15 protein-coding genes, 1 pseudogene and 1 riboswitch are annotated in these 19118 nt (G+C 48.3%); of the genes and pseudogenes, 6 read left to right on the forward strand and 10 right to left on the reverse strand.

Features of this window, described 5'->3' with window-relative positions; genetic code table 11:
- Window positions 1–74: 74 nt before the first annotated feature.
- The 3 genes and pseudogenes from QOR82_RS06675 to guaA form a co-directional block, all read right to left on the reverse strand.
- Window positions 75–1436, reverse strand: a pseudogene (locus QOR82_RS06675) (DNA methyltransferase); the annotation flags it as partial.
- Between the two features lie 39 nt (window positions 1437–1475).
- A complete protein-coding gene (locus tag QOR82_RS06680) occupies window positions 1476–2354 on the reverse strand; it encodes a DUF5677 domain-containing protein (protein WP_283584003.1) in 879 nt (292 codons plus the stop codon).
- A 175-nt stretch (window positions 2355–2529) separates the two neighbouring features.
- Window positions 2530–4083, reverse strand: a complete 1554-nt coding sequence (guaA, locus tag QOR82_RS06685) for a glutamine-hydrolyzing GMP synthase (RefSeq protein WP_283584004.1) — start codon at window positions 4081–4083, stop codon at window positions 2530–2532.
- Between the two features lie 172 nt (window positions 4084–4255).
- Here guaA and QOR82_RS06690 point away from each other — a divergent pair, with 172 nt between their 5' ends.
- The 3 genes from QOR82_RS06690 to QOR82_RS06700 are packed head-to-tail and all read left to right on the forward strand — an operon-like array spanning window position 4256 to window position 6808.
- Window positions 4256–4873 carry a GTP pyrophosphokinase gene (locus QOR82_RS06690; protein WP_283584005.1) on the forward strand — a complete coding sequence of 206 codons (618 nt, stop codon included), beginning with the start codon at window positions 4256–4258 and terminating at the stop codon, window positions 4871–4873.
- A 5-nt stretch (window positions 4874–4878) separates the two neighbouring features.
- Window positions 4879–5565 (forward strand): response regulator transcription factor, encoded by a 687-nt coding sequence (locus tag QOR82_RS06695; protein ID WP_283584006.1) that lies wholly within the window; start codon window positions 4879–4881, stop codon window positions 5563–5565.
- Entirely contained in the window at window positions 5558–6808 is a 1251-nt protein-coding gene (locus QOR82_RS06700) for a sensor histidine kinase (protein ID WP_283584007.1), read from the forward strand. Before QOR82_RS06695 ends, QOR82_RS06700 begins: the two co-directional genes overlap by 8 nt.
- Before the next feature lie 67 nt (window positions 6809–6875).
- Here the strand turns inward: QOR82_RS06700 and thiE are convergent, their stop codons facing one another.
- The 7 genes from thiE to helD form a co-directional block, all read right to left on the reverse strand.
- Window positions 6876–7517: a thiamine phosphate synthase gene (gene thiE / locus QOR82_RS06705; RefSeq protein WP_283584016.1), complete on the reverse strand. Its 642-nt coding sequence runs from the start codon at window positions 7515–7517 to the stop codon at window positions 6876–6878.
- Between the two features lie 4 nt (window positions 7518–7521).
- Window positions 7522–8331 carry a bifunctional hydroxymethylpyrimidine kinase/phosphomethylpyrimidine kinase gene (gene thiD / locus QOR82_RS06710; RefSeq protein ID WP_283584008.1) on the reverse strand — a complete coding sequence of 270 codons (810 nt, stop codon included), beginning with the start codon at window positions 8329–8331 and terminating at the stop codon, window positions 7522–7524.
- Entirely contained in the window at window positions 8324–9127 is an 804-nt protein-coding gene (thiM, locus tag QOR82_RS06715; RefSeq protein WP_283584009.1) for a hydroxyethylthiazole kinase, read from the reverse strand. The genes thiD and thiM overlap by 8 nt, the downstream gene beginning before the upstream one ends.
- Before the next feature lies 1 nt (window position 9128).
- Window positions 9129–10319: a putative hydroxymethylpyrimidine transporter CytX gene (gene cytX, locus QOR82_RS06720; protein ID WP_283584010.1), complete on the reverse strand. Its 1191-nt coding sequence runs from the start codon at window positions 10317–10319 to the stop codon at window positions 9129–9131.
- A 75-nt stretch (window positions 10320–10394) separates the two neighbouring features.
- Window positions 10395–10483: riboswitch (TPP riboswitch) on the reverse strand.
- Window positions 10484–10560: 77 nt separating this feature from the next.
- Window positions 10561–11481 (reverse strand): type I pantothenate kinase, encoded by a 921-nt coding sequence (coaA, locus tag QOR82_RS06725; protein WP_283584017.1) that lies wholly within the window; start codon window positions 11479–11481, stop codon window positions 10561–10563.
- A 109-nt stretch (window positions 11482–11590) separates the two neighbouring features.
- Window positions 11591–13687, reverse strand: coding sequence for an LTA synthase family protein (locus QOR82_RS06730; protein WP_283584011.1), 2097 nt, complete (start codon window positions 13685–13687; stop codon window positions 11591–11593).
- A gap of 126 nt (window positions 13688–13813) precedes the next feature.
- Window positions 13814–16114, reverse strand: coding sequence for an RNA polymerase recycling motor HelD (gene helD / locus QOR82_RS06735; RefSeq protein ID WP_283584012.1), 2301 nt, complete (start codon window positions 16112–16114; stop codon window positions 13814–13816).
- Between the two features lie 166 nt (window positions 16115–16280).
- On the opposite strand from helD, the gene QOR82_RS06740 reads away from it, so the two are divergent.
- The 3 genes from QOR82_RS06740 to hflX all read left to right on the forward strand — a co-directional run bounded on the left by QOR82_RS06740 (window position 16281) and on the right by hflX (window position 18983).
- A complete protein-coding gene (locus QOR82_RS06740) occupies window positions 16281–16931 on the forward strand; it encodes a VTT domain-containing protein (RefSeq protein ID WP_283584013.1) in 651 nt (216 codons plus the stop codon).
- A 69-nt stretch (window positions 16932–17000) separates the two neighbouring features.
- On the forward strand, window positions 17001–17669 hold the full coding sequence (locus QOR82_RS06745; protein WP_283584014.1) for a histidine phosphatase family protein: 669 nt from the start codon (window positions 17001–17003) through the stop codon (window positions 17667–17669).
- Window positions 17670–17693: 24 nt separating this feature from the next.
- Window positions 17694–18983, forward strand: a complete 1290-nt coding sequence (hflX, locus tag QOR82_RS06750; protein WP_283584015.1) for a GTPase HflX — start codon at window positions 17694–17696, stop codon at window positions 18981–18983.
- The last annotated feature ends 135 nt before the right edge of the window (window positions 18984–19118 follow it).

The following is a 19118-nucleotide window of genomic DNA, read 5'->3' on the forward strand; positions in this document are numbered from 1 at the left end:
AGAAAAATATTAAACTATCAAACACCGTTTGAGATATTTTTTGAAGAACCGTTGCACTTAGTTTGACAATTCGTCGGTAATACCTTATCCCAATCGATCCGTAAAGCATTTCCACATATAATTGCCCCAGCATGCTGAAGCGGTAACGTTGGACGAACTGCATTATCAATTTCTCTTTCTAGTTGCTTATTCATTTGGTGTTCAGCGATCCATAAGGATAGACGGGTTACATCACAGGCAAAGTCATCAATTTCAATTCCGTAGAATTGATCAAGGGTCACAGATGGGACGTACATAGTAGCGATTCCCATACCATTAAGTTCTTTAAGGATATCAATTTCTAGCTGCCGTAATTCTTTATAGGTAATAATTAAAAAATTACCGGAACCACAGGCAGGATCCATGAATTTGATCTTCCCAATTCGATCATATAGGTCATTGAGCTTTTTTTCATTACCTTTAGCATCTTTAAAAGCCTTCCGCCGGAGTTCATCCAAGAAAAGTGGCTTAATCACCTTGATGATGTTTGGCACTGACGTATAGTGCATCCCTAAATGACTACGACTGTCTTCACTAGCCACCGCTTGAATCATTGATCCCAAAATGTCTGGGTTAATTTGATCCCATTCCAGTTTTTCGCCAGCATCAATAATTAGCTTACGGGAATGCTGAGTAAATTTAAGCGACTCATGAGGATCTTTGAATAAGTCACCATCAACATATGGGAAATCTGTCAGCCAACTTGGTGTATCAGCATTACGGTTGTTTTTTTCAATATCTAACACCCCAAATAGTGTTTTGAAGAAATGGTCTAAATCAGAGCCATCTTCTTTTGTCAGTTCTTTAATGCGGTTGGTAAATAAGTTCTTTTCAAAAATATCAGTATCTTCAGCAAATAAGCAAAAAAGGACACGAATTAAGAACAAGTTCAATCCATGACGACTAGCATCAGGATTATCCTTAACCACAACGTCATACAATTTAGCAAATCGTTCAGCAGCCCGAATATCAGCTGGATTTTCTTTATCAAAATCAGCCTTTTCAATTCCATTCCAAGCTAGAAAAAACTCAAATTTCTGGGGTAATCGCTTAAATTTAACGTCCAGAGTGTCCCCAGTTTTAGTGTCTTTTGCCAGGACATTCTTAAAATCGGTCACCATAATATAACGTGGTTTAGCACCCAATTCTTCTACTTTTTGTTTCAGATCAACAAAGCGCTGCATCAAATTACCATCTGCTGCGACTTGTTGATAATATAACCGATTCTTCAGATAAACTGCTTCCGATTCCTTCGCTAAATTATTTGTCCCCTTCCGCAACTTAGTAATTGTTGCCTTAGGAAAGTCATATACGCTTAGGAAGTCGTAAATAAATTCATCTTGATTATCTTGGTTAATAATATCCGTGATGCGATCTTCAATTTCTGTTATCGCCATTCAAAATTCTCTCCATTCATATTTTTGCTAAATTTCTAATCAATTTCTGTTAACGAAAGCCTTTTTTCTAAGTAATTGTCGAACTTGATAATTTCTTTCTAACAACACATTACACCAAATCTTGGAATATATAGTTTTAGCCCAACTATTAACACCATCAATTTTATAATATGAGGCCATTCTTATAAACATAAGGTTTAGTTCAGACTCTAACATTGTTAATTCACTACTTTTATCATACATTTCAATAGTCATATTAAATTCATCGTCATGATGTTTTACTTTAAAGTTGGTAATTCCATTTACACCATGAGTATTATCGGAATATGGGGAATACATTCCCAAATAGAGATCCTTAATTCCGAGATTCTTACACAGTTGATTAAAACTCGTATTTTTATAATCAGGTTCAGCATTATACCAATGTTGTTTAATTTTCTTTCTATTAGGTATATTTCTAGGAAATAGTTTATCGTATCTTTTTCTAAAATATTGTGTTGATTCTTCAAGACTAGACGCCTCTGAAGGATCATTTTTTATTTGATTGTCAATTTGTCGTTTCATATTTTGGGCTAATTTTTTATCGGTTAACTTTCTGACTACATTTAATGCCTTAGTATGAGAATTCATTTTTTCATAAAAGAACAATAATTCAGCCCTGGCTGTTGTATTATCTTGAAAGATATATCTTAAATAAACTGATTGTTCAAGAAAGGTTCTTAGTAATGTATCAGTTACATTAGTTAAATCATTATTCACAAGAATTTTTATTGCTTTAGCATTAGATATTGCAGAATAGTACAGAGAAATAATTGCCACATCACTCGGTGTTAATTCTTGCTTCGAAAACACTGAATTATTTTCAAATAATTTATCAATTAGTTTCTCATTATCATTTATTGTTACTTCTAAGCTCATATAATCTCCTTTAATACCGAAAAAAACACCCAGTTTTAACACTGAGTGCTTCTTTTTGCCTAACCGTGGCAAACAATATGGCAAACAAACATCTAATTTTAAGTGAGTTGAACTAGTTTTAAGGCTGCCAAAACGTTGATTTACCGCGATTCCTCATTTAAGTAAGATTATCGTTTTATTCGTACTCAATTGTCGAAGGTGGCTTACTCGTGACATCGTAAAGAATCCGGTTAACGTGGTCGACCTCATTGACGATCCGTACCGAAATCTTTTGTAAAACGTCCCACGGAATCTTAGCAAAGTCCGCGGTCATCCCGTCGATCGACGTCACAGCTCGAATAGCCACGGCATAATCGTAGGTCCGGTTGTCACCCATCACCCCAACGGAGCGGATTCCCGGTAAGACCGTGAAATATTGCCAAATCTTTTCGTCTAAGCCTGCTTTAGCAATTTCTTCGCGAAGGATGGCGTCGCTTTCCCGAACAATCTTCAACTTATCCGGCGTAATTTCACCGATCACCCGGATCCCTAAACCAGGACCAGGGAATGGTTGCCGCCAAACCAGTTCATGCGGGATCCCCAACTTCTCCCCGAGTTCACGGGTCTCATCCTTGAACAGGCTGCGCAGTGGCTCGATTAGCTTGAAACCGAGCTTCTTTGGCAGGCCACCGACATTGTGGTGAGACTTGATCGTCTTGGCAGTGTCAGTCCCAGATTCGATGACGTCGGTATAGAGCGTTCCCTGGGCCAGGAACTCGGCGTCCTTGATCTTCTTGGCTTCTTCATGGAAGACGTTGACGAACTCGGCGCCGATGATCTTCCGCTTCTTTTCAGGATCAGTGACCCCTTTCAGTTTGCCCAGGAAGCGGTCAGCAGCATCTACCTTGATGATGTTGACACCGAGGTCCCGATTCAAGGCCTTCATCACCTGGTCGGCCTCGTTCTTCCGCAACAGACCGTGGTCGACAAAGATACAAGTCAATTGGTTCCCAATCGCCTTGTGGATCAAAACCGCCGTAACTGAAGAGTCCACCCCACCAGACAGGCCGAGGATAACCTTCTTGTCACCGACTTCCTTACGAATGTGGTCGATTTCTAGATCAATAAAGTCGTCCATTGACCAGTTCTTCTCACAACCACAGACGTCAAAGGTGAAGCGGCGCAGAATGTCGAGCCCATATTGACTGTTCCGTACTTCGGGGTGGAACTGCAAACCGTACTGCTTCTTTTCGGGATTTTCAATGGCCACGATCGGGCAATTCTTGCTCGTCGCCACTACCTTAAAACCATCAGGAGCCTGGGTGACCCGGTCTCCGTGGCTCATCCAAACAAACTGCTTGGTCGGCAAGTCACGGAAGAGCGCCGCCGAACCATCCTCAACCTGAATATCAGCTCGGCCGTATTCAGAATCGTCCGCCTTTTCAACCTTACCGCCGAGGTCGTAGCTCATCAGCTGCATCCCGTAACAAATCCCTAAAATCGGGATCCCCAACTTGAAGATTTCCGGATCAACCTTCAGAGCGCCCTCGTCATAGACACTGTTTGGGCCGCCGGAGAAGATGATCCCTTTCGGGTGCATCTTGGCAATCTCCTGTGCCGTCTTCTTATGGCTCAGCAATTCAGAATAAACCCCAAAGTCACGAATGCGCCGGGTAATCAGCTGGTTATACTGGCTACCGAAGTCCAACACGATGATTTTGTCAAAAGAGTCTAAGTTGACCTTTGCCACGATTCCCACTCCTTTATTGTGAATTCTTGAAACTAAAACCATTGTACGTGCTGGGGTGAAGCTGGTCAACATAGCGCTGGGCAATGCTCCATAATTTTTCTTTAATCCTGCTACGAAGAGATATTAAGAAGGTAATTGTTGATATAATGTGATTGCAAAAGGAGCGAAATTTATGGACATTTATGGTCATTATCACCATTCTCTCATCCAGATTCAAAAACTGATGATGGACAGGTTAGAAAGCCTCAACCAGCAGGCCCGTGACGCCGGCCATGCTAAGCTGTACGAGCACCTCGCCAGCCGGATCAAGAGCAACGATAGTATGATTGAAAAATGCCAGCGCAAGGGCTATCCGGTGAATACCGAATCGGCTTTGCGGCGATGCCATGACGCGATCGGCTTTCGGATCATCTGCAACTTTATCGATGACATCCCCCGCAACCTGCAAGCCCTCAAAAATGCCGACTGGTGCACCATCGTAAAGGAAAAGGACTACATCACCCACGCCAAACCCAACGGCTACCGCAGTTACCACGTAATCCTGGACTTGACGACCCCCTATGAGGACGTCGCTGGCCACACGCCAGGACATTACTACGTCGAAATTCAATTGCGGACGATCGCCATGGATTCCTGGGCTAGTCTGGAACACGAAATGAAATACAAGCACAACATCAAAGACCCCGAACGCATTGGACGGGAACTGAAAAAGTGTGCCAATCAGTTGGCCTCCTGCGATATTCAAATGCAAACCATCCGCCAGTTGATTCACGAAAACGATAAGGAGTGATCACCATGCGTATTTTGCTTGCCGAAGATAACAGCCAGTTGCGACGAGTAATCGTCGCGGCTCTGAAAACCAGCCAGTACATAGTCGATGCTGTAACAAACGGCCAGGAAGCCGTGGACCATGCCAAACAGCATCCCTACGATGTCATGATCTTAGACATCATGATGCCGGTTAAGGACGGGCTCGAAGCACTGCGTGAAATTCGGGCCGCTGGCGACCGGACCTACGTCATCATGCTTACCGCCCTCTCGGAAATCGACGATAAGGTCAACGGACTGGATGCTGGGGCAGATGACTACCTGACCAAGCCCTTCTCCTTAAAAGAACTGCTGGCCCGGTTGCGGTCACTGGAACGACGTTTCGATAGTCTTGACGAAGACGTCCTCAAATTTGGCAACATCACCCTCGACGGCAACGAACAAGTGCTGAAAAGTGAGAATTCAATCAGTCTCTCGAGCAAGGAAAGTCGGCTACTCCAGTATCTGATCCTCAATGCTGGCAAGGAGCTCTCGTCGCAAACCCTTCTCAACCAAACCTGGGATGATGACGACGAGCACGCCGACAATGAAGACGTCTGGATCAATGTCCCCTACTTCCGGCAAAAACTGCAGGCAGTCAACGCCAATGTCACGCTGGCCGGTCCGAAGGGTGGCCCTTACCAATTGATTGAACGGGAGAAGCCTAATGCTTAAAAAAGTTCGGCACAAATTCATCTTGATCTCGGTCCTGGGCTTGCTGATCGTCCTGGTGACAATCATTGGCAGCATCAGTATCGCTTCGTTCTACCGCAGCAACCAGGAAGTTAACAACGTTCTGACCATCCTGCTGAAAAACAATGGTCAGATCAACCGCTCTGCCTTTGCCAATCCCCAACAGCCGGGCCTGATGGTGCCGCGCCAAACCCGCGAAGGCATCTTCCAGTATCGCTTTTTCAGCAGCCAGCTGGATAGCAATGGCGACGTCTTAAGCATCAACGATTCCCACATCGAAACCGTTCCCGACAGTGCGATCAACGACCTATCTGAAATGGCCTTCCGTCGGGGGCGTAGTCAGGGGACCGTCCGCTACCGTCACACTTTCTATGCTTATAAAATGAAACAAGTGCACGGCCGCTATACCATCGTCTTCCTGGACAAGTCGATCCTGATGGCTGAGAGCCATGCCATCTTGAACATCGCAATCCTCTTCGGCCTCATCTCAATGCTGCTGTATACTTTCGTCCTGGTCGTCCTCTCTAAAAAAGCCATCCATCCACTAGTCGTGGCCGAACAACGCCAGCGTGAGTTCATCTCCAACGCCGGTCACGAGCTCAAGACACCTCTGACCGTTATTTCTGCCAATACCGAAATGCAGGAACTCACCACTGGTGAAACCGAGTGGACCCGGAGCAACAAGGACCAGATCAGTCGCCTGACGCGGCTCATCAACAACTTGATCTCCCTGACCCGGCTCGGAGAACAGCCCGATATGCACCTGGCACAAACCGATATTAGTACTATCACCAGCCATAGTGCCGATACTTTCAAGACCGTGATGAAGCAAAGTCAGCTAAAATTCAAAACAGCAATTCAGCCTCAAGTGATGGCAACGGTCGATGCGAATTTTTACGCTGAGCTCGTCAACATTCTCCTGGACAATGCCAACAAGCATTGTGATACCGGCGGCAATGTTGACATCACACTTCGCCAAAATAAACGCGGTACAGTAGCGGTTTTAACTGTCAGCAATTCCTATGCGGACGGGAAAAACGTCGACTACAGCAAGTTCTTCGAGCGCTTCTACCGCCAGGACACCGCCCACCAGCAAAAAGGCGGCTTCGGAATCGGCCTGTCAATGGCCCAACGAATCGTTAATGATTTCCACGGACGCATCCAAGCCAAGTATCGCAACGGCCAAATCAATTTTATCGTCACCCTTCGAACAGCAAACAAGTAAACAAACCAACAAGAGGCTTGCTACTTTCGGTCACATCCCGAAAAATAGCAAGCCTCTTTTATTATCGTCAGAAAGTCTGCAAAACTCGGTGCACGGTTGCCGTAATATCGGCACTGCGCAAAATCATCGAAATCGTTGCCACTCCGCTGCAATGACTGCTGGCCACCCGGGAGAGGTTATCCTCCGCAATCCCGCCGATAGCCACGATCGGGTGCCAACTGGCAGCAACCAGCTGAGTCAAGCCAGCTACCCCCACGACAGGATCAGCATCGGCCTTGCTAATTGTCGGGTAGATTGGGCCACTGCCGACATAATCCACGCCGAGGTGGTTGGCCCGTTGGACCTCCGACAAGGTACTACAAGAATAGCCGACCATCATCTGCGAACCGACCTGCGCCAGGACTTGCTGGATTTTCTCATCATCCTGGCCGACGTGAATACCATCAGCACCGAGATCTTGGGCCAAGGCAACGTCGTCATCAATCACAAAGGGCACCCTGTGCTGGTGGCACATCTGCATCAATTCTTGGGCCAATTGTCGGCGCCCAGAAGCATCCAGGGTCGAGCTGCCTTTTTCTCGGTACTGAAACATCGTGATGCCAGCATCAAGGGCCGCATTAACCCGTTTCCGCAACTGGGCCGGATCGTGATCAGTGTCCTGACTACCGCCGACCAGGTAGCAACGCAGCATATCCGGTTCAAAACGCATCATCCTAAAAGCCTCCCTCTGCTGCCCAGTGGTTCAACGGGCCGTGGCCATGGCCGACCTGAATCGTGTGAATGATCGTCGCTGTCACATACTGTTTGGCAATGTGGATAGCTTCTTCCAGGGTCCGGCCCTTCGCCAGTTCCGCCACGATACAGGAAGAAATCGTGTCACCCGTGCCGTGAGTTCGTTTCGTATGCATCCGCGGTGAACTCATCCAGAAATGATCCCCGTTTTCAAGGATCGTGAAATCACTCGCTTGATCATCCGCCAGCAGGTGGCCGCCCTTGATCAAGACGTTCTTCGGGCCCAGCTGTTGAATCTTTTTCGCGGCCGTGACCATTGCGTCTTCACTCGCGATCTTCATTCCGGCCAGCTTCTCAGCCTCTGGCAGGTTTGGCGTCACCAGGTCCACTAGGGGCAGCAGTTCGTCAACCACCGTCTTGACGGCATCTTCCGTCAGAAGCGGAGCACCGCCTTTGGCAACCATTACCGGGTCAACCACCAAAGGGCCGAAGTCATACTTCTTGAGGTTATTGACGACCGTCTGCACCCGTTTGCTGTCCGCCAGCATTCCGGTCTTGCAGGCCCGAATGTGGAAGTCGTCTGCGATCGATTTAAACTGGGCGTTGATAATTTCCGGCGACAGCGGTACCGCCTTTTGCACTCCCAGAGTATTCTGAGCTGTGATGGCAACCAAGACGGTGGTTCCAAAAACGTGCCGCATCTGCATCGTTTTCAGGTCGGCTTCCATTCCGGCCCCACCGCCAGAATCAGAGCCGGCAATCGTCAAAGTTTGGGGAAAATCATTAATCATTCTTTTGCATCTCACTTTCTTCTTCCAATTGTTGTACATCCTGATCGCTAATTAAGGACAGTTCATCCAAAAAAGCCGTAAAGAAGCTGCCAGGAACGGGCCGCGCCAGTTTGGATGCTGCAATTTGTCCGGCGATGGTAAAGGTCCGCACTGCATTCCAGGCGGCTTGCAGGTGGTCAGAGCCGACTGCCAGGAAGGCACCACATAGGGTCGACACCATATCCCCGCAACCTACGTAAGTTTGAAAGAGCCGGGTTCCACAGTCATTTACCAGAACCTGGTTTCCATCCGTCACCACGTCCTGGGGCCCCGTCAAGGCCACCACGCAGCGGTGTTTTTGTGCACAGGCGCGGGCAACTTCCACTAATTGGCTAGCACTTCCCTGTTCACTGTCGATTCCTTTGCTCTGCCAGTCAACACCTGCCAGGTGGGCGATTTCGCCAGCGTTGCCCCGAAGCAGGGAAACTCGGTGCTGGCCAAGCAGCTGGTCAACAAAGTGCTCCCGGTAAGGAACGGCAACCGCCACCGGATCAAGGATGACCGGCTTTCTCGTCGCATCTGCAGCTGATAAAACTGCCTCAATTTCGGTAGCTTGATCCGAGTTGAGAGTGCCGATGTTAACAGTTATTGCCCGGGAAATTTTTACCATCATCGCCGCTTCTTGTGGAGCCGTCGACATTATCGGCGAACCGCCAATTGCGTTAAGAGCGTTGGCCACGTCTCCTGGTGTCACCATGTTGGCAACAGTCAGCACCACCGGCCGCGTCCGTCTAATTTCTTCAACTAAGTGGGCCATCTTAGTCAGCCTCCTTCTTCTTGGAATCCTGACGCACCCTGGTCAATCCCCGCCAGAGCAAGCACAATACCGCCACGATGATGACATCAGGAAGGGTGTTGCCGACAATCGTGTCAGTAGTCATCAAACAGCGGTAAGCAATAAAACCTAACAACCAAATGACCAAGTTGAGAACATTGTAGGCTTGATGGAAACTATTCTGGCGAAAGACGAAGTAATCCATAACCAAAATCGTCACCATCGGGGCAAAAACCGAGCCAATCAGATAGAGAAAGTTGGTGATATTATCCATCGGCAGGCAAAGCGCACCAACCGTCCCAATGATTGTCGTCAAAATGGCAATGACGGTCCCATTGAAACGCGGCCAAACTGCATTCAGCGACATCCCGGCTGAGTACGCGTCCATGAACGTCGTCGTCACAGTGGAGAAAACGATGATTAAAAGGCCAGCGATGCCCATCCCCGAAGCGGTCATCACCTTGGCGAGGTTTGTCTGTCCGGCCAGCAAGCTCATGCCTAGACCGATCAGATACATCCAACAGCTCACCAGCCCGTAGGAAATAACACTAACCAGCGTCGCCTGCAATGGCCGAGCCGCCTTGGAACTATAGTCGCTGATCAAAGGCAGCCATGACAATGGCATCGATACGCCAAGTTCAACTGCCGCACCGAAGCTCAAGTGCGAACCGATAACCGGCGCCGCCACTGAATGATGAAAAATGCCCCAAGACAACCAGAAAGTCAGGACCAGCAGCAAGGTCATCGCTACCGTATTGAGCTTGCCCAGACGCTCTACCCCGATCCATAGCCAAATGATAATCAAAAGACCGATCACAAGGCACCAGAACCATTGCGCTAAGTGAAAAGCCTGTTGCGCGGCAACTGCACCGTCATAGATCATGATTCCGGTCCAGCCAATCAATTGGCAGGCGTTGAGCAAAGCAAAGACGATCGCTCCCCGAAACCCAAAACTGTTCTTGACGGTGTTCATTGAGTTTTGCCGGGTCTGGCTGCCAATCAGTCCAGCAAAAAAGAACAGGCTGCAGCCAATCACATGGCCCAGTATAATTGCCAAAATACCCCGGGCAAAGCCCAGCGGAGCAAAGTAAGTCCCAGTGAGGATTTCCGCAATGGAGATACCCGCGCCCAGCCAAATTAAGCTATTTTCCCACGTCTTCGTTTGCCGATGCATAATCAACCACCTTTTCCAAAATAAAAAACCATGTCAACACGAGATGACACGGCTTTCTGGATTGGTTTTGTGATTTTCAAAACTTATCATTTTCCCTTCGTAGCTGCTAAGCCAATCAGGTTCGATGGGTATAATCTCAGCCAGTGGCACCCCAAAATGTCAAATTAATTTTAGTATAGCAGTCCGGATTGCGTTTGACAATTACCTTCTAGTAAGTAAACACCGCGAACGTTGACTCCGGTTATTTCTTCAGGTAGACACGATTGATGAAATGGTTCTCCGTCTTGTGGAGGATCACGTCAGCCCGGTTTCGTGTCGGCAAAATGTATTGCTCCAAGTTTGGCAGATCGACGCGTTCCCACACGTCCCGCGCCACGTTAAAAGCGTGTTCACGATCACGGTGCGACAAAGGATAATAGTAGTTGGTCGGATCCGTAAAGGCCGTATCCAGCAGCATCCCGAAACGTTCCAGGTACCATTTCTCTGCCAGTTGGGCTTTTGCATCTACATAGAGCGCCATGTCGAAGAAATCACTGACGTATAGCCGTTGGTTCCGGGGCAACTGCAAGGTGTTGATCCCTTCGACGATTAAAATATCGGGCCGCTCGATCAGCTGCCGCTGGTGCTTCATCACATCATAACTCTGGTGAGAATAGATCGGTACCCGCAATTCCTTAGCCCCTGCTTTGGCTGAGTTCAGGAATTCCAGCAAGGCCTCCATGTCATACGACTCTGGAAAACCTTTTCGCTCCAAAATTCCCCGTCGCTTCAGTTCGGCATTGGGAAAGAGGAAACCATCCGTTGTCATCAAATTGATCCGCCGGTCCGGCAGCAAGCGCCGGAGAAGGATCTGCAACAAACGGGCCGTTGTACTCTTTCCCACCGCCACGGAACCGGCGATCCCGATAATGTAAGGGATTCGCTGGCCAAACTGGTGAAGAAAAGTCATCTTCTGCAACTGCCATTGGATGTAATTCAAGTACTTCAGCTGAATCAACTTAATCAGCGGCAAGTACACTTCTTTAACGTCATCGATCGAAATCTGGTCGTTCAAAGAGCGAATATCATCCAGATTTTCCTGACTAAGAGTCACTTTATCGTTCGGAAAGAAGCTATGCCATTTTTGACGATCAAAACGATTGTAGTTTATCCATTCATCCATCATTTTTTCAATGTAATCCTTTACAAGAATAGTTTTAGTATACAGCAAAGGATCGGCAACCAACAGTTGATTGCCGATCCTTTTTCCAAAATGCTTATTTTTTGTTCACTTATTTTGCCTTCGGGAATTTCAGAGTCGGATCAGCCTTCAGTTCAGGCGCATCCGTCGAGTATTCATCGAAGGTACTCTGGTTATTGTTTTCAGCCTTCACACTGGTCTTCTTCTTTTTCTGAGCATGTTTCAGTTGCTTCAGACCGTGATTCAAGTTGTAGTTGTAGTCTTTCTTGTTGACCGGCTTAAAGCCTGGCAAGTGGTAGAACCGCAACAGGTCACCATTCATCACCTTGTCAGACAGCCCCAGCTCAGTCGTGACGTAGTGCTGAATATCATCCAACTGCTTCTTTTGAGCCTTCGTCTGGTGTTTGATCTGCTTGCCAGTCTTAGTGTAGTACACATCTCCACCGTACTTGGTGTATTTCGGCGTGACAAAGTCGCCATCACGGAAGGAAACGATTTGGTTGCGCTGCTTGGACAGAAGGTCCTGGCCAAACTGAATGTAATTCTTTGAACTCATCCCCAGCAGGTCTTCCAGGGTTGGCAAAACGTCAATTTCACCGCCATAAGTGTGATTAATTCCCCCCTTGAGGCCTTCCATGTTAATCATGAACGGCACCTTTTGGAACATCGCCAGCTGGTAATTATTGACTTTCTTGCTCTTCAGAATCTTGTCAATTGCCCCCATGTGATTATTGGAAATCCCGTAGTGGTCCCCGTAGAGGATCAGGATACTATTCTTCCGCAGACCGGTCTTGTCGAGGTAGTCGAGCAGCTCAGCAATTGACTGGTCAAGATAGTGGGCTGTTTGGATGTAAGGGTCAACAGTCTTATCACCCGTATGCAGCTTGCCAATCGACTTGTTCTGCTGGTCCAGCAAGTACGGATAGTGGTTCGTCACCGTAATCAGCTTAGCGTAGAACGGTTGTGGCAACTGCTCCAGATAGTAGGCGGAATCCTTGAGAAAAATCTTATCCTTGATCCCATAACCCTTATCGTAGTTTTTCGTCTTCGGGAAGTAGCCCTTGCTGAAGAAGTACTGGTAACCCATCGACTTGTAGGCGTTATCCCGGTTCCAGAAACTCGGCACATCCCCGTGGAAGGAGGCGGTCGTGTAACCCTTCTGGTCCATCAGCGCCGGCATCGCCTGGAAGGTGTTGGTGCCCCCATCGGTGACGAAGGCTGAACCTTCAGGCAAACCAAACAGGGAATTTTCCAGCATCATTTCCGCGTCCGAGGTTTTCCCCTGGGCTACTTGGTGGAAGAAATTATCAAAGGCCATCGTGTCACTAGCGTGGTAAAGCTTATTCAGCGTCGGGGTGACTTCTTGGCCGTGGTACTTGTAATCAATCAGGAACTGCTGGAAACTTTCCAGGTGAATGATGAAAACATTCTTGCCCTTCGCCGTCCCATAGTACTGAATGTTCGGGCTTGCATAGTTGCTCTTGAGGAACTTGCGCACTGGCTTCAGTTGGTTAGCCGAAGCCTTGGACTTGATTGCATTGTTTTGTCCCGTCTTAATCCCATCATAGATGGTATAGGCTTGGAGGCCGAGATACTTGACGATGTAGTTGTTATCAAAGGTCCGCGTCAGCAACTGCGAACGATTGCTTTCTGCCATCCCCAGGTTGACCCCGAAGAGCACGAAACCCAATGCCGTAATTGTTACCGCGTAGCGCACCTTAAAGTAGCGCATGTCGACCCGGATGAGGTGGGTCAGCAAAACCACCACCAGGATAACCACGTCGATGTAAACGAAAAAGTCACTCGGCCGGATGATCTCTACCAAACTCTTGCCAAGGTTATTCGACGTCGCGCTAGAACCCTTGATCAGGTTGAAAGTGATGAAGTCGGAAAACTCCCGGTAATAGAGGATATTGGCAAAGAGCCAGGTTGAGAGCAGGAAATTGATGATGCTCATCAGCCAGTAAGACAGCCGTCCCCGGAAATAAAGAGCAATGCCCAAGAAGACTAGCGCTCCTGGGATGGTGTTAAAGGCGAGGAGGAAGTGTTGGACGCTTCCCTTCACCCCCAGATTAAATTTGTTTTGGTACGCCCAGTAGCTCTTGAAGGCAAACAAGGCTACTGTCAAAAGAAAGAAGCCGAGCTTGGTGTTGAAACAAGCCCGAATCTTCCGCACCGCTATTTTCATAATTGTGCCTCCATTACAAGATCAAGTTTCATCATACCTTAACCGTCAGAGATAGCAACTGCCTAATTGCTATTTTTGGCAAATGTTTAAAAAAATATCACCAAACTGAAACCTGACACTGCCCAATTAGTCGGTTTGGTATTCATCTCGTGGAACTCGATCCAGTAACGGAGTGTCTTTTCCGATCGCTACCAAGGTTAATTCATGCATTGCCCGCGAGCAAATGGTGTAAAGCAGCCGTCGCTGATCTTCTCGGCCGTATTGCTGGTCATTAGCGTTCCAGACAATCGTAGCATCAAATTCCAGCCCCTTGGCTAAGTAAGATGGAACGACGATGGTCCCCGCTACCAAGCGTTGGTTTTCTGTCTTGATCAACGTCGCCGTAATCCCGCGTTCCTTCAGCAGGTCGGCAATCCGCTGGCTATCAGCGAGCGACTCGCCAATCACAGCCGTCGTGTCATGTTCTTGCTGGTAGTCTTTCAAGGTAGCAACGACCGTATCAGCCGCGCTGGCTTCATTTGGACGCGTCAAGACCCGGGGCAGCTTGCCATTACGGTTGAAGGGTTCGATTGCCTCGCCGTCGACGAGCAGATGCTTGGTAAAATTAGTGATCTGCTTCGTCGACCGATACGTCTTCGTCAGCTGCATCACCTGGATCTTTTTCTGGTCAAACATGGTGCTGAGTTGCTGCAAGAGGGCGTGACTGTTGTTATTGGTGAAGATCGCCTGGTTGAGGTCGCCCAGCAGGGTAAACTTGGCTTCCGGGAAGCAATATTTTAGATAAGCCAACTGGAAGGGATCGTAATCCTGTACTTCGTCAATGAAAACGTAGCGCATTTCCCGCTGGCCGAGCTTACCAGTCAGCAAGTCATACAAGTAGAGGTAGATGCTGACGCCGCTGGCCGCCATCCGACCATGGCGTAGCTCATCGATCGTTCGTTCCACAAAGGCCTGCCACTGGTCATCGCTGATGCCAGCCGCCTTTAGATTAATGATCTTCGGTGTCACCCGCATCAGGTGAACATACTGGGCATTGATATTAATCCAGCGATTATGGTCAATGGCCCGCTTGATCGGTACAAAAGCCTTCATTACAATTTTGCGGGCCAGGAAGCGGTATTCTTCCTGCTCATCCTTAAATTCCCGCGGATGGTTCCGGAAGAGGTCGTCAATTTCCTCGCGGTTCAAGGACTGGATCCGCTGCTCCACCCACTTAGCGCGCATCTCGCTGCCTACCCGGCGGTTCAGGTATTTGATCAGCTCTTCCTTTGTCCCGTCTAGACGGTTGCCGAGGTTATAGTTGTTATTAAAGGAATAATAGATTTCCTTAATCTTGTCTTTACTTAAAAAGACTTTCTTATTGAACATCAAGTTGCGAAAACGTAGATTGGCATGGCCGAGATGGCGGGCATAGCGGGTTTCAGCATCAAAATATTCTCGACTGGTCAACAAGTTGTTAATCTTGCGAGTGGTATCGTCCATCGTTTCCTCAAAACGTTCCTGCAGATTCTGAACGTGGAGCCGCGGAACCCGGCGGTTAACAAACTGAAAGTAAGTCATCTGCACCATGTTGTGTTCGCCCAGCTGTGGCAGCACAGAATCGACGTAGTCATTGAAAAGCTGATTTGGGGAAAACATGATCACTTGGGAACTATTCAGGTTGTTACGGTAGTAATAAAGCAACCAGGCCACCCGTTGCAAAACGACAGCTGTCTTTCCGGAACCGGCAGCCCCCTGAACAAAGAGCAGGTCAGCCTTTGTATTCCGGATGATCTGGTTTTGGGTCCGCTGGATCGTCGTCACGATCGACTTCATCTTCGTTCCCGAGTGGTTGCTGAGGGCATTCAAGAGCATCTGGTCGGTTACGGCTTCGTCAGTATCGTACAGGGTTACAATCTGCCCGTCTTCGATCTGGAACTGCCGCTTCAGTTTGACATTGACTTCCTGCTTGCCGTCCGGAGTGTCGTACGAAAGGTGCCCTAAGCCGCCGTCGTAGTAAATGGACGAAATCGGTGCCCGCCAATCATAAATCAAAAAGTGATCCGGGCGATCCGCAAAGGAGGCCAGACCGATATAGATGGTTTCCGGCTTCTGGCTGGCCCGGGCTGGTTCTTCAATGAAGTCAATCCGGGCAAAATACGGTTTAGCGTGAAGCCGTTCCAAAGTCGACAACCGGTTAGCAGCGTGTTGCCAACTGTTTTTCCGTTCATCCAGCATTTGCTGCTGGGCACGTACCGAAACGGCCGTATCCATCATTCCTGAATAAGTGGTGGTGTTGATGTGAATATCATCAAAGCCCTTATCCAGCTGGCGGGCTTCATCACGGGCGGTCTTAACATGACTGGCCGCTTGTTTTTCAGCCGCTTCAATCTTCGACAATACCTGTTTTAAGTGTTTGCTCTCTGATGAAAGTACCGGATCAGTCAAAAAAATTTCCTCCTTATTAAGGTCTCAAATAGTGATAATAAATTATAGCATAGGTTAAAAGTGGCGGGGTGGATAACGATTTTGCAAAAGAATGTTTAAAGTCAGTGCGTTCTACTGGTGGCTGCCCCGACCCTTGCGTAAAATAAAGGAGAAAGGAGGTCATCGATTGAATATTATCTACACGCTCACCCATTTACCAGAACTGTTGCTAGGGCTCTTTTCGCTGATTGGCAACTGGGGCTACGTGCTGCTTTTTTTGATGATCTTTGCAGAAACGGGACTGGTCGTTTTTCCTTGGCTGCCAGGCGAATCGCTGATCTTCTTCGCATCATCTTTCGCCGCTTTTGACCACTCCCCATTAGAAATGCGGGTCCTAATTCCCGTCTTCTTTGTTGCCGCCGTCCTTGGCGACTCCCTCAACTACTACATTGGCCGGCGGCTGGTCCGCTGGTCGTGGCTCCGTCAGCGGATCGAGGGTCCCAACCTTGAGAAAGCCCGGCAATTCTTCAACCGTTACGGCCTGGTGGCAGTCACCTTTGGTCGCTTCGTCCCCCTCATTCGGACCTTTGTCCCCTTGATTTCCGGCTCGGCTGACCTGTCATGGCACCGTTTCAGCCTGGCTAATCTCCTCGGCGTGGCTATCTGGGTCGCGCTTGGTAGCGGTGTTGGTTACTTCTTCGGGGGAATTCCGTTTGTCAAAAAACATTTCTCCGTGATCTTCTTGGGAATTATCATCATCGCCCTGATTCCAGTCACCATCCTCCTGATTACCCGCAGTTTGCGCCGCCACGTCATTAAGCGCAACAAGATGATGTAGTAGATCAGCGTTCAGATAAGGGTAATTATGATAAACTGAGATTAATACTGATTTATGGGGGAAAAGAGAATGACAGTTAACGTATACATTGTTCGTCATGGACAAACCTACCTGAACCTCTATCACAAGATGCAGGGATGGGCTGACGCTCCTTTGACAAAGAGTGGTATTAATGACGGCATTGAAGCTGGCAAGGCTTTGGCAAAGGCCGGTATTAAATTCGACTACGCCTTTAGCAGTGACCTAGCACGGGCCGTTAAAACTGCCCAGCTTGCACTGCAGCAATTACCCGCCGATGCCTGTCCCAGCCTCCACACCGATCCCAATTTTCGGGAACAGTTCTTCGGCTTTCTCGAGGGCCTGCCGATTCTTGACGCCCTCAAAATTCTCAATGGCAACGATCATTACCAGAGTTTTGATGACTACATGAAAGACTACCCGATGGCTCAGATTTGCGACAAGATGCACGCAATGGACCCTAAGGGCTGTGCTGAAGATTACACTACCTTCATCAATCGTCTCAAGACCGGCTTTGCAAAATTGCGGTCCCTCCCCGCCGGCAGCAACGTTCTGCTGGTCAATCACGGGATCGTCCTGCGCACTCTGATGCACCGCATTGACCCTGAAGGCAAGGTCTATGACTTCTCCAGCCCTGACAACGGGGCCATTACCAAGCTCGTCCTCGATGGAGATCAAACAAAACTGATTTACTTCAATAAAAAACAAATTGCTGGTTAATCGCTAGGAGATGCTTAAGTCTATATGGATAACAGTAAACCAACTGACATACAATCCTCCGAAAAAGTACTCATCATCGGCCTCAACACCGGCCAAGAAGATTATGAGTATTCAATGGTGGAATTAGCTGAATTGGCCCAAGCCAACAACATGGAAGTTGTCGACCGCTTGGACCAAACCCTCGAGCGCCCCAACGCCGCCACCTATTTTGGCAAGGGCAAAGTAGAAGAGCTCCGCAACTTGGCGGCAGCTGTCACCGCCAGCACCATCATTGCTAATGATGAGCTGTCACCGAGCCAGCTCGCCAATCTGACCAAGGAAACCGGCGTCCACGTCATTGATCGGACCGCCCTGATTCTCGAGATTTTTGCCACCCGGGCCAAAACTAAAGAAGCTAAAATCCAAGTGCAAATCGCCCAATTGCAGTACCAGCTGCCGCGTCTGCAAACGGCTGACAATGTCCGGCTCGATCAACAAACCGGCGGTGGCAGTGGCTTTACCAACCGGGGAGCGGGTGAAACTAAGTTGGAAATGGACCGGCGGGTCGTCACCAAGCAAATCGGCCACCTGCGGCGCGAACTCGCCCGGATCGACCGGGAAGAACAGGTCAAGCGAGCCCAGCGGGACAAAAGTGGTATCCCAACGGCGGCCCTCGTCGGCTATACCAACGCCGGCAAATCAACTTTGATGAACCAACTAGTCAGCCGCTTCGGTCTCGAAGAGGACAAGCAAGTCTTCACCAAGGACATGCTCTTTGCCACCCTGGACACCAGCGTCCGTCAATTAAATTTCCCGGGAAATAAACGTTGTCTGTTATCAGATACTGTCGGTTTTGTCAGCAAACTGCCTACCAAGCTGGTCGAAGCCTTCCGCTCCACCCTGACGGAAGCGGCCAATGCCGACTTGCTCGTCCAGGTGATCGATTACTCCGACCCGCACTATAAGGAAATGATGAAGACTACCCAGACAACATTGCGGCAAATTGGTATTGAAAACATTCCGATGCTCTATGTCTTCAACAAGGCTGATAAGACTTCCAATGATTTTCCGACAATGGAGGGTGACCACCAGATCATCATCTCGGCCAAGGATGACCAGTCAGTAAATGCTCTGATGAAAACGATTCAGGGTTTTCTTTTCAAAGACTACGTCACTACCACGATGCTGATCCCCTTCGATAAGGGGCAGGTAGTATCGTATCTTAATGAACATGGCAACATTATCGAAACTAAGTATGAAGCAGGCGGAACACGGCTTAAATTGGAATTGCCGCAAAAGGATGCCAGTCGCTATCAAAATTACATTGTTGAATGAAGCTAATGAAATGGGGCTGTGACATAAGTCCCTAATAATAAAGAGAGATGGATAAATCCTTGATGCGTACCCCCAAAGTTGGAAATCGACTTTGGGGGTATTTTTTTATGACTAAAATTAGCATAAACACTAAGC

This window comes from Limosilactobacillus difficilis, from assembly GCF_947387495.1.
Taxonomy (GTDB): Bacteria; Bacillota; Bacilli; order Lactobacillales; family Lactobacillaceae; genus Limosilactobacillus; species Limosilactobacillus difficilis.

What these genes read in the sequence shown, in the direction of transcription:
- hflX (WP_283584015.1), top strand. Translation starts at nt 17,694, where the DNA reads ATGGATAACAGTAAACCAACTGACATACAATCCTCCGAAAAAGTACTC.
- QOR82_RS06745 (WP_283584014.1), top strand. Translation starts at nt 17,001, where the DNA reads ATGACAGTTAACGTATACATTGTTCGTCATGGACAAACCTACCTGAAC.
- thiD (WP_283584008.1), bottom strand. Translation starts at nt 8,331, where the DNA reads ATGATTAATGATTTTCCCCAAACTTTGACGATTGCCGGCTCTGATTCT.
- coaA (WP_283584017.1), bottom strand. Translation starts at nt 11,481, where the DNA reads ATGGATGAATGGATAAACTACAATCGTTTTGATCGTCAAAAATGGCAT.
- thiE (WP_283584016.1), bottom strand. Translation starts at nt 7,517, where the DNA reads ATGCGTTTTGAACCGGATATGCTGCGTTGCTACCTGGTCGGCGGTAGT.
- thiM (WP_283584009.1), bottom strand. Translation starts at nt 9,127, where the DNA reads ATGGCCCACTTAGTTGAAGAAATTAGACGGACGCGGCCGGTGGTGCTG.
- QOR82_RS06730 (WP_283584011.1), bottom strand. Translation starts at nt 13,687, where the DNA reads ATGAAAATAGCGGTGCGGAAGATTCGGGCTTGTTTCAACACCAAGCTC.
- cytX (WP_283584010.1), bottom strand. Translation starts at nt 10,319, where the DNA reads ATGCATCGGCAAACGAAGACGTGGGAAAATAGCTTAATTTGGCTGGGC.
- QOR82_RS06690 (WP_283584005.1), top strand. Translation starts at nt 4,256, where the DNA reads ATGGACATTTATGGTCATTATCACCATTCTCTCATCCAGATTCAAAAA.
- QOR82_RS06695 (WP_283584006.1), top strand. Translation starts at nt 4,879, where the DNA reads ATGCGTATTTTGCTTGCCGAAGATAACAGCCAGTTGCGACGAGTAATC.
- QOR82_RS06700 (WP_283584007.1), top strand. Translation starts at nt 5,558, where the DNA reads ATGCTTAAAAAAGTTCGGCACAAATTCATCTTGATCTCGGTCCTGGGC.
- QOR82_RS06680 (WP_283584003.1), bottom strand. Translation starts at nt 2,354, where the DNA reads ATGAGCTTAGAAGTAACAATAAATGATAATGAGAAACTAATTGATAAA.